14 protein-coding genes are annotated in these 14779 nt (G+C 50.4%); 10 read left to right on the top strand and 4 right to left on the bottom strand.

Annotated elements, in window-relative coordinates; all coding sequences use genetic code 11:
* The first annotated feature begins 437 nt into the window (after nt 1-437).
* From map to BZG72_RS08610, 3 genes are all read left to right on the top strand, one after another.
* Nucleotides 438-1232 carry a type I methionyl aminopeptidase gene (gene map, locus BZG72_RS08620; RefSeq protein ID WP_046074174.1) on the top strand — a complete coding sequence of 265 codons (795 nt, stop codon included), beginning with the start codon at nt 438-440 and terminating at the stop codon, nt 1230-1232.
* Nucleotides 1233-1286: 54 nt separating this feature from the next.
* Nucleotides 1287-3905: a bifunctional uridylyltransferase/uridylyl-removing protein GlnD gene (gene glnD, locus BZG72_RS08615; protein WP_077666556.1), complete on the top strand. Its 2619-nt coding sequence runs from the start codon at nt 1287-1289 to the stop codon at nt 3903-3905.
* Between the two features lie 78 nt (nt 3906-3983).
* Entirely contained in the window at nt 3984-4361 is a 378-nt protein-coding gene (locus BZG72_RS08610; RefSeq protein ID WP_046074172.1) for a DUF3461 family protein, read from the top strand.
* A 60-nt stretch (nt 4362-4421) separates the two neighbouring features.
* On the opposite strand, the gene truC is transcribed toward BZG72_RS08610, so the two are convergent.
* Nucleotides 4422-5174: a tRNA pseudouridine(65) synthase TruC gene (gene truC, locus BZG72_RS08605; RefSeq protein WP_227986324.1), complete on the bottom strand. Its 753-nt coding sequence runs from the start codon at nt 5172-5174 to the stop codon at nt 4422-4424.
* Nucleotides 5171-5488: a YqcC family protein gene (locus BZG72_RS08600; RefSeq protein ID WP_046074171.1), complete on the bottom strand. Its 318-nt coding sequence runs from the start codon at nt 5486-5488 to the stop codon at nt 5171-5173. The genes truC and BZG72_RS08600 overlap by 4 nt, the downstream gene beginning before the upstream one ends.
* Before the next feature lie 139 nt (nt 5489-5627).
* Between BZG72_RS08600 and BZG72_RS08595 the strand changes: the two genes are divergently transcribed.
* The 4 genes from BZG72_RS08595 to BZG72_RS08580 all read left to right on the top strand — a co-directional run bounded on the left by BZG72_RS08595 (nt 5628) and on the right by BZG72_RS08580 (nt 8418).
* Nucleotides 5628-6680: a DUF3549 family protein gene (locus BZG72_RS08595; protein ID WP_046074170.1), complete on the top strand. Its 1053-nt coding sequence runs from the start codon at nt 5628-5630 to the stop codon at nt 6678-6680.
* Complete coding sequence (locus BZG72_RS08590; RefSeq protein ID WP_046074169.1) at nt 6670-6993, top strand: DUF3301 domain-containing protein; 324 nt, start codon at nt 6670-6672, stop codon at nt 6991-6993. Before BZG72_RS08595 ends, BZG72_RS08590 begins: the two co-directional genes overlap by 11 nt.
* Before the next feature lie 876 nt (nt 6994-7869).
* Nucleotides 7870-8103 carry a DUF2789 domain-containing protein gene (locus BZG72_RS08585; protein ID WP_046074168.1) on the top strand — a complete coding sequence of 78 codons (234 nt, stop codon included), beginning with the start codon at nt 7870-7872 and terminating at the stop codon, nt 8101-8103.
* A gap of 36 nt (nt 8104-8139) precedes the next feature.
* Nucleotides 8140-8418 carry a hypothetical protein gene (locus BZG72_RS08580; RefSeq protein ID WP_077666555.1) on the top strand — a complete coding sequence of 93 codons (279 nt, stop codon included), beginning with the start codon at nt 8140-8142 and terminating at the stop codon, nt 8416-8418.
* Here BZG72_RS08580 and BZG72_RS08575 read toward each other — a convergent pair.
* Both BZG72_RS08575 and syd read right to left on the bottom strand, forming a co-directional pair.
* Entirely contained in the window at nt 8415-9194 is a 780-nt protein-coding gene (locus BZG72_RS08575) for a Zn-ribbon-containing protein (RefSeq protein WP_046074166.1), read from the bottom strand. The two genes, BZG72_RS08580 and BZG72_RS08575, sit on opposite strands and share 4 nt — an antisense overlap.
* Entirely contained in the window at nt 9191-9739 is a 549-nt protein-coding gene (syd, locus tag BZG72_RS08570) for a SecY-interacting protein (RefSeq protein WP_077666554.1), read from the bottom strand. Before syd ends, BZG72_RS08575 begins: the two co-directional genes overlap by 4 nt.
* Before the next feature lie 63 nt (nt 9740-9802).
* On the opposite strand from syd, the gene queF reads away from it, so the two are divergent.
* The 3 genes from queF (at nt 9803) to BZG72_RS08555 (ending at nt 14688) form a co-directional block, all read left to right on the top strand.
* A complete protein-coding gene (gene queF, locus BZG72_RS08565) occupies nt 9803-10651 on the top strand; it encodes an NADPH-dependent 7-cyano-7-deazaguanine reductase QueF (RefSeq protein ID WP_046074164.1) in 849 nt (282 codons plus the stop codon).
* A 57-nt stretch (nt 10652-10708) separates the two neighbouring features.
* A complete protein-coding gene (locus BZG72_RS08560) occupies nt 10709-13054 on the top strand; it encodes a tetratricopeptide repeat-containing diguanylate cyclase (RefSeq protein ID WP_077666553.1) in 2346 nt (781 codons plus the stop codon).
* A gap of 77 nt (nt 13055-13131) precedes the next feature.
* Nucleotides 13132-14688 (top strand): GGDEF domain-containing protein, encoded by a 1557-nt coding sequence (locus BZG72_RS08555; RefSeq protein ID WP_077666552.1) that lies wholly within the window; start codon nt 13132-13134, stop codon nt 14686-14688.
* The last annotated feature ends 91 nt before the right edge of the window (nt 14689-14779 follow it).

The raw sequence follows: 14779 nt of genomic DNA, 5'->3' as shown, positions 1-14779 counted from the left end.
CTCTTGGGGTTAGGCCTCCACATATCCCATTCACCGACCCGCTTGAGGGCACCCCGGTTAATGTGTCGATATGTGTGTGATTTAAAATAAAAAGTATTGAGTGAAGACCATCAAACTGAAACCCAGCTCGGCTAGATTGATCACAATGACGGTTTTCGGCGCGCTTTATACCACAAAAACACCAGCAAAATCCAGCAATATTGCGCATTCGGTCAAGCGTGGTTGCCACTGCATCTCATCGGGATCCTGCCCCTTTTGGTTTCCAGAATGCAGATGGCTTGGTACCATAGCGCCACATCATACGGCTGATCACCTCAGTCACTGCGACAAGCGTAGCAGGTCTGGGCGGCTGTGCTCGATGATACCGAGCGTGAAAAGATCCGGCTCTCGTTCTTATCGTCATCATTGAGCGACCCAAATTAAAGTGAGAAAGCAAAATGACAATCCCGATTAAAACAGAAGAAGAAATTGAAAAAATGCGCGTCGCTGGCCGCTTGGCGTCCGACGTGCTCGTCATGCTTGGCGACCATGTAAAACCCGGTATCACTACGCGTGAGCTGGATGACATTGCCCACCAATACATGACTGAAGTGCAAGGCACCACGCCGGCTACCTTGGACTACCACGGTTTTCCAAAGTCAATGTGCACCTCGATTAACCATGTGGTTTGTCACGGCATTCCGAATGATAATGATGTGTTGCAGGATGGCGATATTGTCAATATCGATGTGACCGTGATTAAAGATGGCTACCATGGCGATACCTCAAAGATGTTTTTAGTCGGAGAGGTCTCTTTGGAAGACAAACGTCTTTGTCGTGTGACACAAGAAAGTCTCTATCACGCGATCAAAAAGGTAAAACCGGGGGCTACCGTGGGTGAGCTCGGGACCGCCATTCAAAAATTCATTAAAAATAGCAATACACGCTACTCTATCGTGAAAGAGTACTGTGGGCATGGCATTGGTGCGAGCTTCCATGAAGACCCTCAAGTGGTGCACTACAAAAATAATGATCGCACTGTACTCAAACCTGGCATGTGCTTCACCATTGAGCCTATGATTAATGCAGGTAAATACGGTACCGTGCTCGATGAAGACGACGGCTGGACGGTATACACCATCGACGGTAAAAAATCGGCCCAGTGGGAGCACACCCTGCTGGTCACCGAGACGGGCGTCGAGGTATTAACGTTGAGAGAGGAAGAAAACCTCCCGCGTTACATCAACCACTAATCCAACCCTTAAAAGCCGGCTTCGCTCCGGCTTTTTTTTGCGCAAAGGATCGCCATGACAGACACAGTGATTACGCCACAACACCTTGAGGATGATCAGCTCGACCCCATCACCCTCAAAGCCCAATTTCAGCAATTGCTTGAACAGCAAAAACAGGACTTTTTGGCCAATGTTCCTGTGGCGGAATTGGTGTACCAGCGCACCGATTATATGGATGCCTTACTGGCACGCTTGTGGCATCACTTTGGGTTCGCACACACCTCACTTGCCTTAGTCGCGGTGGGGGGATATGGTCGGCGCGAACTGCACCCTCTGTCGGATATCGATTTACTCCTGCTCTGCCAGGCCCCATTAGATGCTCACCAGCAACAAAGTTTAAGCGATCTGCTTACCCTTTTATGGGATTTAAAGCTCGAAGTCGGCCACAGTGTACGCACCGTCGACGAGTGCATTCGGGTTGGGCTGGACGATTTGACTGTCGCCACCAACCTACAAGAATCTCGCTTATTATGTGGTGACGCGCAGCTTTTTGATGCGCTTGAAACGCGCGTGCATGATGACAGCTTTTGGCCCAGCGAACGGTTTTATCAAGCCAAAGTTGAAGAACAAAAAGCCCGCCACCGCCGCTATCATGACACCGCCTATAAGCTTGAGCCTGATCTGAAACTCAGTCCTGGCAGCCTGCGCGATATTCACACCCTATCGTGGATTGCGCGCCGTCACTTTGGTGCCACCAGCTTACGAGAGATGAGTGATTTTGGCTTTTTAACCGACGCGGAATATCGCGAGCTCAATGAGTGTCAAAATGTATTGTGGCGAATTCGCTTTGCGCTTCACCTTGAGCTGCGCCGTTACGACAATCGCCTCACCTTCGCGCATCAAACATCGGTCGCGGAACTACTCGGTTACCGCGGTGAAGGGAATCGTGCGGTCGAAACCATGATGAAAGACTTCTTCCGCACACTTGGGCGGGTCGGTGAGCTCAACAAAATGCTGCTACAAATCTTTGATCAAGTGATCATCGATAATGGTCGCGCCGGAGAAATCGACGTCTTAAGTGATGATTTTCAGCGCTGCGGACGCACCATCGAAGCGCGCAAACCCGCGCTATTTCAAGCGCGACCGGAAACCATTCTCGACATGATGCTACATATTGCCAATGACACGTCGATTGAAGCGATTGCAGCGCCTACCCTGCGGCAGTTGCGTACAGCAAGACGTCGACTCAATCACTTTTTGTGTCAGCAAGAAGACGCGCGCGAAAAATTCATGGCCCTGGTTCGTCACCCCAATGCGCTGCACAAGGCCTTTGGCTTAATGCATCGCCACGGGGTGATGTCGGCCTACTTACCACAATGGAGTCAAATTGTTGGGCAGATGCAGTTTGACTTATTCCATGTCTACACGGTTGATGAGCACACGATCCGACTGCTCAAACATATGCGCTTATTTGATGACGAGGCCAACCGAGACCGCCATCCGATCTGTTGTGATGTCTTCCCCCGTTTAGCACGCCGTGAGCTTTTATTGATTGCAGCCATTTTCCATGACATTGGCAAGGGACGTGGCGGGGATCATAGCGAAATTGGCGCCATTGAATCGCATGATTTTTGTTTAGAGCATGGTTTGTCAAAACCAGAAGCGAATATTGTTAGCTGGCTCGTCCGTAATCACTTATTGATGTCCGTCACCGCACAGCGCCGCGATATATACGATCCTGATGTTATCACCGATTTTGCCAAAGAAGTGCGCGACGAAGAACGACTGGACCTTCTCCTTTGTCTCACCGTCGCAGACATTAATGCCACCAACCCAGACTTATGGAACAGTTGGAAGCGCACACTGATCGCAGAGCTGTATTACTCTACACAAAAAGCGCTCCGCCGAGGCTTAGAAAACCCGCCAGATGTGCGTGAACGCATTCGTCATAACAAACATTTAGCGGCTGCAATGTTACGTAAACAAGGCCATAGCCCGAGGAATATAGAAGTGTTATGGCAGCGTTTCAAGGCGGACTACTTTCTGCGCCATACCCATAAACAAATTGCTTGGCACAGTGAGCATCTCCTTCATCACACCGGCGACGCCCCACTGGTGCTGGTAAGTAAAAAAGCAACCCGTGGCGGGACCGAGATTTTTGTTTACTGCCAAGACCGGCCCAGTTTGTTTGCGCGCGTGGTAGCGGCTCTCGATAAGAAAAACCTGAGCGTCCATGATGCACAAGTGATGACCAGTAAAGATGGTCACGCTCTCGATACCTTTATGGTGCTAGACCAAAATGACGATGCCATTCCTCTTGACCGTCACCCGAGCATTATCAAAGGGGTCAGCAAGGCGCTCGGAGAAACCGGGACAATGACTATCCCCAAACGGCGAGCACCGCAAAAACTTCAGCATTTTTCGGTTAAAACCCAGGTACTTTTCTTACCCACGAAAAACGGTCGTCGCACATTGATGGAGCTAGTAGCACTCGACACACCTGGACTACTGGCTCGGGTCGGGGCCGTCTTTGCGCGCCAAAATGTCAGTGTCCATGCCGCTAAAATCACCACCATTGGCGAGCGCGCCGAAGACTTTTTTATCGTCACCGACGCAGAGAACCAAGCATTAACTTCCGAGCATCAGGAACAGTTAAAAGCGGCACTGGAGAAAGCGCTCGCTCGCGCCAAGTAACAAGCAACCCCCATCAACTATGCTAAGCGACGGTGAGTTCGTCGCTTAATAGAGAAAACATTCAACCATGAGGTGGCTATGTATCAGCAGTTGAAAAATATCGGTATTGAACATCCGGAAAAGATTGAGCGTTATTCTCTGCGTCAAGAAGCCAGTTATGACACGCTCAAAGTGTACTTCAGCAAGCAAAAGGGCGACCTTTTTGCGCGAAGCATGAAATTTAAGTATCCACGCCAGCGGAAAAATGTGGTTGTCGACAGTGGCACCGGACGCTCTCGAGAGGTCACTGAGATCAACCGCAGCTTGTCTCTGGTGATCGATGAACTGGATCGTATCGTTCAGCACGAGCACACCGAACAAGACGTGAAGCAAAAAGTACTCACCGATCTCCGTCATCTGGAAAAAGTGGTCGCCAGTAAGATTGCCGAAATCGAAGCCGAGCTAGATAAGCTCTAACACGTATATTGGTGCGGCCTGCAAGGTGCGGCCTGCAAGGTGCGGCCTGCAGCGGGCTGTTTACGCCAAGGAGGTTGTGCAAGGCACATCCCACTCCAATGCCGACAGGACACGCTGCCACGTGGTATCGAGCGGCGCCTGTACCTTGACCGTCTCAGCGCTAACGGGATGGATAAACTGCATCTCATTGGCATGAAGTAAAAGCTGATGGCAGTGAAAATGCTCGCGGAAAACACGATTGTGCCTTCCGTCGCCATGCGTAGTATCGCCAATAATCGGATGACTGAGGTGATGCATGTGGCGACGCAATTGGTGTTTTCTTCCCGTTTGCGGCTGCATCGCCACGAGGCTATAGCGGCTGGTCGCATACCGTCCTGTTGCGATAGGCAGCTCCACCGATGCCAGCGGTTGATAATCCGTCACGGCCGGTTTGGCCGTGGGCGGCTGGCTCGCCTTTTTATCTGCTATTTTGTCTTGTTCTTCCACCAGTGGGTAATCGAGTCGACTGGCTTCTGTGATCCAGCCTCTGACCACCGCATAGTAGGCTTTTTTAATCTGCCCTTGCGCAAACTGAGGCATCATCAAGGACGCCACCTCGCTCGACAGCGCAAACACCAACACACCAGACGTCGGTTTATCGAGTCGGTGTAAAGGGTAAACATGCTGACCAATCTGATCCCTTAGTGTCTGCATAACAAAACGCGTTTCCCCTTTATCCAGCCACGAACGATGGACCAGCATCCCTGCAGGCTTGTTCACCACAACCAATGACTCATCGCGGTATAAAATGGATAATGGTTGTTCACTCATCATTGGGTTAAAAGCGCATCAATACGATAAGTCACTTTGACCACCGCCGTCGCCCCTTGCTGCTCTTTCATCGCTTCTTCCACATAGGGGGCGATTTCAAAATTTCTTGGCAACGGCTGGCGAGCAACCACCAAGGCACGCATTTTGGGTATAAATATCCACTGTAACCACTCATGGCAATCAAGCGTATCCACCGCAAACGGCTCGCGGCTGGCCAGTCGTTTAGGTGATGGTGGCTCGGACTGGAGCAGGTCACAGGCATCTAACACTTGCTCAAGCTCATCCAGAAGTTGCTCACACTGTTGGTAAAGTGTCATTGACAATCCCATCATTACTCAAATTAGAAACCGCGAAGCATAGCATGATCCCGACAAAGACAACATCAACAAGACAAGCATCTAGCCGGGAAAAACTGATATACTCGCGCGCATCAAGCGATAACTAAGAGCGGACATCATGGAAACGGTTCACGCCCTCAGCGCCCTATTCGACCACGCCGGTTGTCAATTCAGTATTTACGACCTAGGCCGTCGTGTTTGTCAACTGGATGAAACGGCCTTTCGTGCGGTTGAGGCCAATCAACAACCTTACCCTTACCCCTTGCGTCAACACGCGCATATGGCTATCGCCTTTTGGCCGCCAGGCGGCGCTCCTTGGGTATGGTTCTTAAAAATGCCTCTCGATGAACGCGGCCTCCTCAATCACACCGCGATGGGAGACTTTTTACAGTATGTCAGCGCGGCCATGGGAGAGCGCTTAACCGCCACACCGAATAAAGAGCAGCGTGAGAAACTGGCCAATAACCCCTATACGTTTACGCCCACCGACGACAAAATGGCGATGTTTCATGCCACATTGACCTATCAACTGGGCCGGCCAGCTAGCCAGTATTATGATCATGCACAGCATTATTTAAATGGCGAGCTTGGCTGGGATAATTGGCAAGGGGTGGGCCTACAAGGGCTCGCTGATACCTGTGTACGCATGGCCGAGCAAAACAATGCCACTCGCGTCCGCAAAGCGCTCAATCATCTACCGACCACACCATTGTACGCCCTTCTCGGGTGCTTGGAGCACTGCCAAATCAATGACAAACTCGCGGCAAGCTTGCGCGATATGTTTCAGCAAATGTGTCAGACGCAAGAGGTTGATATTTTTTTGGTCAGCGCATTAATCCGCGCACATGCGGGCGCCCCATCAGCCACTCGGCATCAGCTGATTGATGCGGTACTTGATCGCGCTGAATTACACCATCGCGAGATTTTTGTCGCGATAGCCGGTCGCTGCTGGCATCACTTGACCGATGATGCTGCTCTGGATCGCTTTTTGATTGCTCTCGCCGATCAGCACGATGCGACGTTATTTCAACAGGTTTATGCGGATCTGGTGATGTTACCTCCCCTTCGTGGCGCGCTATTGGGTCGTTTACATGGCCATACATCACCCGCCCTGACTCAAGCAATGGCACGCATGCAGCAAGCGGTGAAGCAAACCCACCATGATCACTGATCTATTCACCATTCTCTTGGTTGTTGTCGCCGCTTTACTGTTCTGGCAACAGCGGCGACAATCCGAGCAAGCGCACCAGTACATTCGCCAATACTGCCAGCGGATGGAGTTGCAATTATTGTCTATCGCACGAGGCCGTCACACCATACGGAGAACCGAGCAAGGGTGGCAATGGCTCACTCAATACTGGTTCGAGTTTTCTGCCACCGGGGATGATCATTATATCGGTCACGCTCATCTTCGAGGATTAAGATTAAAGGCTATAGACACACCGGTTCATGCGATGCCAAGAGCAAGCCAAACCGACGGTTAGATGTCACCCGACAACGCCAACCATGTTGATACTAAAAAGGCGGGGATAATTATTCGCGCGACGTGAAAAGCTGTACTAGATTAGAAGTATGGTGCACACGCAAGGTTAGTGCTAACGGTGCGTGACAGGGAGTCACCGGTGTCGGTTTAACCGGCCAGAAAAAAGGAAAGGGCGCAGCTTGCGCCGCGCCCTAGAGTTTTACTTGCAGCCATCCTGCTACTAAAAGGTGCTCCCTGCATCATTCCTTGATCAGTCGCCGAATCCTTCAGCGTCGTTCCATGTCTCTCCGTCTTGGAGGTGTCCTTTCGTCATCCTGACAAACCGAAATTCCCGTTTTCGATAAGCTCTCCATCCTGGAGATGTCCATGACTTCGTCCTGAAGTAGTCCTTAAGCCCCCATCCTGGGTTGTCCTAAGTCTTCCTGACGTACAAGCTTCCTGCTTGTAGAGAACGGCTCCATCCGTTGTCCTTTTTGCAATCCATGCCAGCGCTTCTTCCTGAAGTACTGCCTCATCCTGAGGTACCAAGTCCTTGGTGATTCCTGTTCCCTGTGTCAGTTCCCTTCCGACACCGATAAGATTACGCGACTGAGCGTTTGGTACAAGCCATTCTCACCTGCTCAATCTCTCATTTTTTATCTTAAACCAAAGAATAAACAGTAAGCACTTGTAATAGAAGAAAAAATAAAAACAAGGGGGTCAATTTTCGTAGCAAGATTCTGCTTTTATCCCACGCTCTTGTAAGAGATATCTCACACGGAGCAGGGACCTTTTCTATGCATTGTCCTATGCTCACAGGCACCGCTTTCATCACAACATGGGGCGGAGGCTGCTATTATAGTGAGTATAGACGCGTATCGAGCAGCCAGGAGGGACAATGGAAACCTTTCAACACGACTTACAGCACCTGTTTGAGCAGCTGGGCTTAGCAACCGATAAGGCCTCAATTGAGCACTTCCTATCCAGCCACTGTTTGGTTGAAGGGCAAACACTGGTCGATGCCCCATTTTGGAACGCGGCACAACGGGCGTTTATTGATGAAGCCATAAAGGAAGACGCGGATTGGGCGGAACAGGTTGATATGCTTGATGCGCTGCTGAGAAAGCCCTAATCTTTCTCTCTCCTGTTATGTCGCTAGGATTAACTGATGAGCTATCAAGCTGAGCTGGCGCGAGCACTCAAGGTGCTCGACGCAAAAGGGCAAACCGTCACCGTGGCAAAGGTGAAAGCCCAATTGACAACGCAAGTCCCCCTCCCCTTGATTATTCAAGCGGTGAAGAGCGCGAAGACCAATACACCGCTACCCGAGATACCCGTCGATGACATCAAGCTATCTAATGCTGAGCGTATCAGCCAGCTCGAACAACACGTGGCCGAGTTAAGCGAGCGATTAGCGACGCTAGAAGCCCAGTATTCAAGCCGCTAAGCCAGTTTAAAGTCCCAAGAAAGGTTGGATACTAGCCGGCAACGGTCGCATTTAAACAGAAAGATATCGTGTAACGGGGCCTCAAGCCGCCAAGGCTCGCCACACTGAGGGCATGGGCGATGAAGCTCACTCTCTTTATCTTTACCGCCAACGCGATATTGATAGTAGTAAGTCGGCGTGCCTGTTAAGTACTCTATCCGCCCACGTAAATCCCAACCGCGCTGAAATAGGCGCGTATTGGGACACCCAATTTCATTCAAGCCTGCAAATTCGGCATCGCTGGCACCGGCCATTTGTAACTCATCACAGGCTTGCCATTCTGTTTGCCATTTAATGACCGCTTTGTGATCACCGTTAAAGGTGGCGGGTAAGCGATAAAGCGGGATGGGGAGCAGGGTATCGCCACAACGCAGCGGCGAACACGTGTGAACAAAGGTGGTGTAGAGCACTTGCCAGGTCGGTGAGACACTTGGAGCGGCTTGTTCTGAGTTCAAATCGCGCCCCAGCACACGCACTTTCGGTTGGGTTAAGCACGCATCGGCTAGCTGCTGTAAGGCCCGTTTCACTTGTGGGCTGTGAAAGCGTGGGTGCAAGGCGTCTTCATCTGGGCAGACAACACGAAGCTGAAACTGGCCTTCTTGCATCAAGATCGGAAACTCGCGTCCAAGCACCTGGCCATTATAACGTAATGCATCCATGAGGCCGTTGATAGTACGGTCGACCGCACTAACGGTGGTATTATCAAAGCACTCAAAGGTCAGTTCCGTGAGAATCATGCCACATCAACCTCTAATGCCGCGAGAAATGTTTCCAGGTTGGGGGCAATCACATCACGCGTCCCTTTATTAAGGGTTTCTCTGATCACTTCTCCGCTCATGTTATCAATTGCAATGATCACCATTTCATCGGCTGTGGTCGCAATAAAGACACTCGGTGTAAGCTTGCGCTGACGCTGCATCATCAGATGCCCCAAGATATTTTCTTGTAAGCGCGCCAAGTCATCATCACTCCATACCTGAAGCAAGCTTATCGACTCCCCCTGATAACGAACCGATAAATCTGCACAATAAAATGCGTTGTAAAAATCTTTAATATCGCTATGCAAACGCAACGTAATTGCTTGTTCTACATTGGAAAAATCGGCCAAAGCGTCGCGCTTGACCGGTTGCCATTGTAGTTGGTGATCGTTTTCGCTCACGACACAGGGAGATGGCAAGCCAATGTAGGCATCTGTACAGGGTAAATGTTGATAATGACTCTGCCATACCGCCATATAATTCTGTGTTAGCGCCCAAAGGGCACGATGTACTGTGTTCTCCATTCGCAACCTATAGCAAGATTCAGTAAACTTTACCCATTCTACTTGAATCAATAGCAGATCCGTATGAGCAATTATCAAGATGCCGATGCCCTCGCCAATTTATCGCTTGGCGAAAAAACAGATTATCCAACCCAGTACGATCCGTCACAACTGCGTGCGGTCCCTCGCGCGCTAAATCGTCAGGCCATCGGACTAGATAATGCGCCGATGCCCTTTACCGGTTACGACACCTGGACCTTGTATGAGCTGTCATGGCTCAACAAAAATGGTTTGCCCCAGGTCGCGATTGGCGAAGTCCGTCTACCGGCCTCTAGCCCCAACTTGATCGAGTCAAAATCATTTAAGCTGTACCTCAATAGCTTTAATCAAACCCGCTTTGATAACTGGCAACAGGTAGCTAACGCATTGCAAACCGATTTATCCGCCTGTGCGGGCGAAGAGGTGGATGTCACCTTATCACCGCTCAGTGAGTTAGAGGGAGAAACCATCGCTGGCCTAGCGGGTGAATGCATCGATCACCAAGATATCAGCATCGATGACTACACATTTAACCCAGACTGGCTCGACGGGGCCGCTCAAGGCGCGGTTGTGTCTGAGACCCTTCACAGCCATTTACTCAAATCAAATTGCCTGATTACCAATCAGCCAGACTGGGGCTCGGTGAGAATCGCCTATAAAGGCAACAAGATAAACCGTGAGAAGCTGCTTCGCTACTTGGTGTCATTTCGTGAGCACAATGAGTTTCATGAGCAATGTGTGGAGCGCATTTTTATGGATATCATGCGTTTTTGCCAGCCAGAAAAGCTCACCGTTTATGCCCGTTACACGCGTCGCGGTGGTTTAGATATTAATCCATACCGTACGAACATGGGTAAAACACCAAGCGAAAACAACCGTTTGGCAAGACAATAACACCACAGGCTGCCTGCGGGCAGCCTTTCTCTCATCGCTTTATTTAGAGGATGGCGCATGCGCATCAGCCGACTACTCGTAGGCCTGCTTTTTTGGTTAACGTCGATAACGGCGTTTGCCGCTATCCACTCCTCACCTGTGCTAACCAATGCCGAAAAGCTTCTCGAGACCTCTCCAGCGCAATCGTTGGAAATCAGCAATCGGTTTTTAGCCCAACGCCGCCTAACCACAGGTGCCAACCGCTCACACGTCAATAACGACACGGATCGCTCGATTCGCACGCCATTGCATACCGTGTATGCCTATTTGATCAGTGCCCGAGCCTATGCGTATCTCGATCAACCCATAGAGGCTAAAGCCGCGCTACAAAAAGCGTATCAAGTGGTCGATGAATACGACTTAAAACACGTACAAGTGCAAGTTTTACTGACCGAGGCCTCTCTTATCTGGCACCTTGATCGCGACTCGACGCGCGCCTTAGCGACACTCGATGCCGCCCAAAAAGCGATTGAAACCTTGCCGGAAAACAGCTTAAACGGCCAAGCAAGCCGCTTTAAAAGCGCTTTACTGCGTGCCAATATTCTCGCGGCGACCGCAGACAGTGAAACCGCGCTTGTCGCCTATGAGAATGCGCGAAGCCAGCTTAGCAATGATCCCCAAGACTTGCGGGATAAAGTCGAGTTTCAGCTCTCGTTGGGCGGCTTTTTACTCGACCAAAAGCAACATGAAAGTGCCCTGACCGAGTTACTCAGTGCTTTCTGGATAGCAAGCGAGAACGAATACACGGCATTGATTGCGGATGCCAATATGAAGCTGGCCAAGCTGTATAACCAGCAAGGCGTGCTCAATCAAGCCCTTGAGCACGCGAACCAAGCCGCTGCCTTTTTTGAGCACTTCTCATTAAGCCGACGTTTATCAGCGTCACAGCGCCTATTAGCCACCATTTATGAGCAGCAAGCCCGTTATAATTTTGCCTTGGTGCATTATTTTAATGCGCTTGAAATTGAGCAAGCACTCGGTCGCCTCCAACCGCTTGCGCAAGTCCACTTAGCCATCGCTCGCACTTATTATCAGCTAGAGCATTTCCCGCTCAGTGACAGATACATTCAAGATGCGTTAAGACTGGTCGGTAGCCTACCCAACTCGCCGCTGACCACACAGGCAATGTTGTTACAAGGACGTATTCATCTTGCACTGTCTCAACCAAAGCAAGCAGAGAAAGAAATTCGCACCGCACTGGAGCGAGCAGAGGTAGAAAAAGACCGCAAAACCATGACGATGGCGCATCACGCCCTCTCCAAAGCCTTGGAATCGCAAGGCAAGTATCAAGCGGCTCTGATGATGCAACGTGATTATGAAAAGCTGCGCGCACAGCAAACACAATCAGAGCAACAGCAACAAGCCGATACCTTTAAACAACAACAGCGTGTGGTCGAGCGACAGCTACAGATGGATGAATTGCAGCGCCAGCTAGATAGCGCACACCAAGAGCAGCTCCACCTACAAAAGGTCAACTATTTCCTACTAGGCAGCCTTGGGGTGTTAGTGGCCATTGTTTACCTTCGTCATCGTGCCGCGGTGATGCGTCAGGGAGAACTCGAAGAGCTGCGTGATGACTTTTATACGCACCCACGCACCGGGCTGAGGAACTTACGCATGCTGAATGCCAAGTTACCGCGTTCGTTGGAAAAAAGTAACGCCAACTTTGAGCAATGGTATCTGAACGACATGATCCACCAGCCACTCAGTGATCGGCTACGCTTTGCCATGTTCGATGTAGCCTTTCTAAAAGCGCTATTTTTGCGTCTCGGCTATCAAAGGGCGCAAGATATCGAGCGTCAGCTTGGCGACTATTTGTCCGAGCGTGTCACTCAATCTGGCCGCTTATATCATTTCGCCGATACCTTGTTTATTTATATCGAGACCAATTGGGATCAAGATACCCAGCCTGATGCGCTTGCTCATTTTGTGCAGTCTTTGATCGCAGACTTTGTCAGCCACTACCAAAGCTGTCAGGCACAAACGGTGAATGCAGGTGACCAACCTCCAGCGCTCACGCCGCAAGTCGCCATTGGTCTCGCGGAATACCCTTTTTTACCGCGCGCGTACACATCGATTAATGACCAAGAGTTAATCGAGATTTTATTAACGGCTACTCATCAAGCCAGTGATCTCGCGCAACAGACCGGAGAAAGTCATTGGGTACACTTTAGCGCGATTAACACAGCGCCCGCCGCGAGCTTCGTGAACACCAACTTACGTCATGCTTGCTTGAAAGGGATTGACTCTGGATTGGTAAAGGTTAAATCTTCAGCGAACGACTTATTGAACTGGCAGAAGGATCACGAATCTGATAAAAAGCCATCGTCAGTTATTGATGATCAGAGCAATAAGTCGGTATAGCTACAGGTAGTTAGTGAAACTGTTTTCGCTACCAATGGCGCCAAAACGCGAATATAATCAGGTATTTCCTCGATAAAATGACTAAGTCCACCCCATCACCGTTGTCGGCCCAGCCCGCTCAGGCGGGTAATAATGCGTCGCCCTCAACGTATCGGGAGCTGGCGCTTAAGTCGCGTCGAGAAATCCATAGCCTTAAACGGCTGGTTTCGCGCTTTATCGCCACGTGCTCGGGTAAAAATAACTTGGTCGACCAAAAACTGGCCGAGTTCCGTGACGTATTGTATTCAACGCAGGATGTTAGCGCGTTGCTTCCGCGTTTAGCCGTTATTGAACGCATGGTGGGTCATCAAAACATGACACAAGCAAAAGCACAGTCACACCTCGATGAGCAATTTCACACCAGTGGTGAAACACTACAGCGAGTGACAGGTCTCCCCGCTCAATTGAAACGTGACTTGCGAGATCTATTAGCGCAACCGGCGAACGGTGATACCGAACGCACACAACACCTCATTAAGTTACTTCAGCTTTACGAACGCGCCGTGACCTTGCAAGTTGCTAGGCCCCGCACCCAACAAACACCAGACATCGACAACGATCAGATACGTCGCGTCGCTGATGAACTACAAAACCTGATTACAGAGCTCGATATCAACGGTCAAGCAGGCGATAAGTTGCTTGAAATCCGCCGTAAACTGCTGACCGATATATCACCGGCTACCGTGGTGTCTTTGACGTTAGCGGCACTCAAGCTGATTCTGGAAGCCACCCAATCTGAGCGGCGGGCTTCGCAGCAATTTCTCAGTCAAGTCAATGATGACCTCGTCTCAATAAGCCAACAAAATACCCGTGCGCATGATCATGCGACACAACTACGGCTGGCACATCAAGGTGTCGATCAGCGCCTCGACCGCACCATTAACGATATTGAACACGAACTCAAACGGAAAGGCGCGGCAAAAGCCAACCCAGAAGCCGCATTAACCCAAGCGCTTGCAGAGCTGAAAGTGATCGCGCAAGAAAACAAAGCGCTCAAAAATCGCGAACAAGCCTTGGAAGAGCAGTTGGCACACAATCAGAACCAACTTAGCGCCTTAGCAGAGCAAACCCTCGATCAACATCGTCGCGTCGGCGACCAAGAACGTAAACGCCTGTTAGACCCGCTGACCCGCGTCTACAACCGTGCCGCCCTTAACGATCGTTTGGAGCATGAGTACCGGTTATGGAAAAAGTACCAGCGTGAGTTTTGCCTTGCCGTCATTGATCTTGACCACTTTAAACAAGTGAATCAGCAATTTGGCTACGAAGTCGGTGATAAAGCGTTGAAAATTATCGCGCGCAGCATCTACCAATGTCTGCGCGACACCGACTTTATTGCCCGCTTTGGTGGCGAAGAGTTTGTCATTTTACTGCCTGATGCGGATGATGAAACGCGGACCGATATTTTGGCCAATATTAGCCACACCATTCGCAAACTCCCGCTGAAGTTTAAAAACGAGCGCGTTTCAATTAGCGTCTCAATTGGTGCCACCCTCTTCCAAGGTGAGGACACCCCCACACCGGTGCTAGAGCGTGCTGACCAAGCGCTCTATCAAGCGAAAAACAGTGGTCGCAACCAAATCATCTGGTGTTAATTTTTACTGGTCAATTGTGGCTAGCGTGTGTATTTTTAATTAACACACTGATTTTTATAGCACCGCTCGGCAGCCTGGCTTGCGTTAAACA

This window comes from Salinivibrio sp. PR6, assembly GCF_001995955.1.
Taxonomy (GTDB): domain Bacteria; phylum Pseudomonadota; class Gammaproteobacteria; order Enterobacterales; family Vibrionaceae; genus Salinivibrio; species Salinivibrio siamensis.
The sequence above is the reverse complement of the archived record's forward strand: the minus strand, read 5'-3'. Positions and strand labels throughout refer to the sequence as shown.

Bases quoted from the DNA above. Each gene is read 5' to 3' on its own strand.
- BZG72_RS08600 (WP_046074171.1), bottom strand. From the start codon at position 5,488: ATGACACTTTACCAACAGTGTGAGCAACTTCTGGATGAGCTTGAGCAA.
- BZG72_RS08590 (WP_046074169.1), top strand. From the start codon at position 6,670: ATGATCACTGATCTATTCACCATTCTCTTGGTTGTTGTCGCCGCTTTA.
- BZG72_RS08560 (WP_077666553.1), top strand. From the start codon at position 10,709: ATGCGCATCAGCCGACTACTCGTAGGCCTGCTTTTTTGGTTAACGTCG.
- BZG72_RS08580 (WP_077666555.1), top strand. From the start codon at position 8,140: ATGAGCTATCAAGCTGAGCTGGCGCGAGCACTCAAGGTGCTCGACGCA.
- BZG72_RS08585 (WP_046074168.1), top strand. From the start codon at position 7,870: ATGGAAACCTTTCAACACGACTTACAGCACCTGTTTGAGCAGCTGGGC.
- syd (WP_077666554.1), bottom strand. From the start codon at position 9,739: ATGGAGAACACAGTACATCGTGCCCTTTGGGCGCTAACACAGAATTAT.
- truC (WP_227986324.1), bottom strand. From the start codon at position 5,174: ATGATGAGTGAACAACCATTATCCATTTTATACCGCGATGAGTCATTG.
- glnD (WP_077666556.1), top strand. From the start codon at position 1,287: ATGACAGACACAGTGATTACGCCACAACACCTTGAGGATGATCAGCTC.
- BZG72_RS08575 (WP_046074166.1), bottom strand. From the start codon at position 9,194: ATGATTCTCACGGAACTGACCTTTGAGTGCTTTGATAATACCACCGTT.
- map (WP_046074174.1), top strand. From the start codon at position 438: ATGACAATCCCGATTAAAACAGAAGAAGAAATTGAAAAAATGCGCGTC.
- queF (WP_046074164.1), top strand. From the start codon at position 9,803: ATGAGCAATTATCAAGATGCCGATGCCCTCGCCAATTTATCGCTTGGC.
- BZG72_RS08555 (WP_077666552.1), top strand. From the start codon at position 13,132: ATGACTAAGTCCACCCCATCACCGTTGTCGGCCCAGCCCGCTCAGGCG.
- BZG72_RS08595 (WP_046074170.1), top strand. From the start codon at position 5,628: ATGGAAACGGTTCACGCCCTCAGCGCCCTATTCGACCACGCCGGTTGT.
- BZG72_RS08610 (WP_046074172.1), top strand. From the start codon at position 3,984: ATGTATCAGCAGTTGAAAAATATCGGTATTGAACATCCGGAAAAGATT.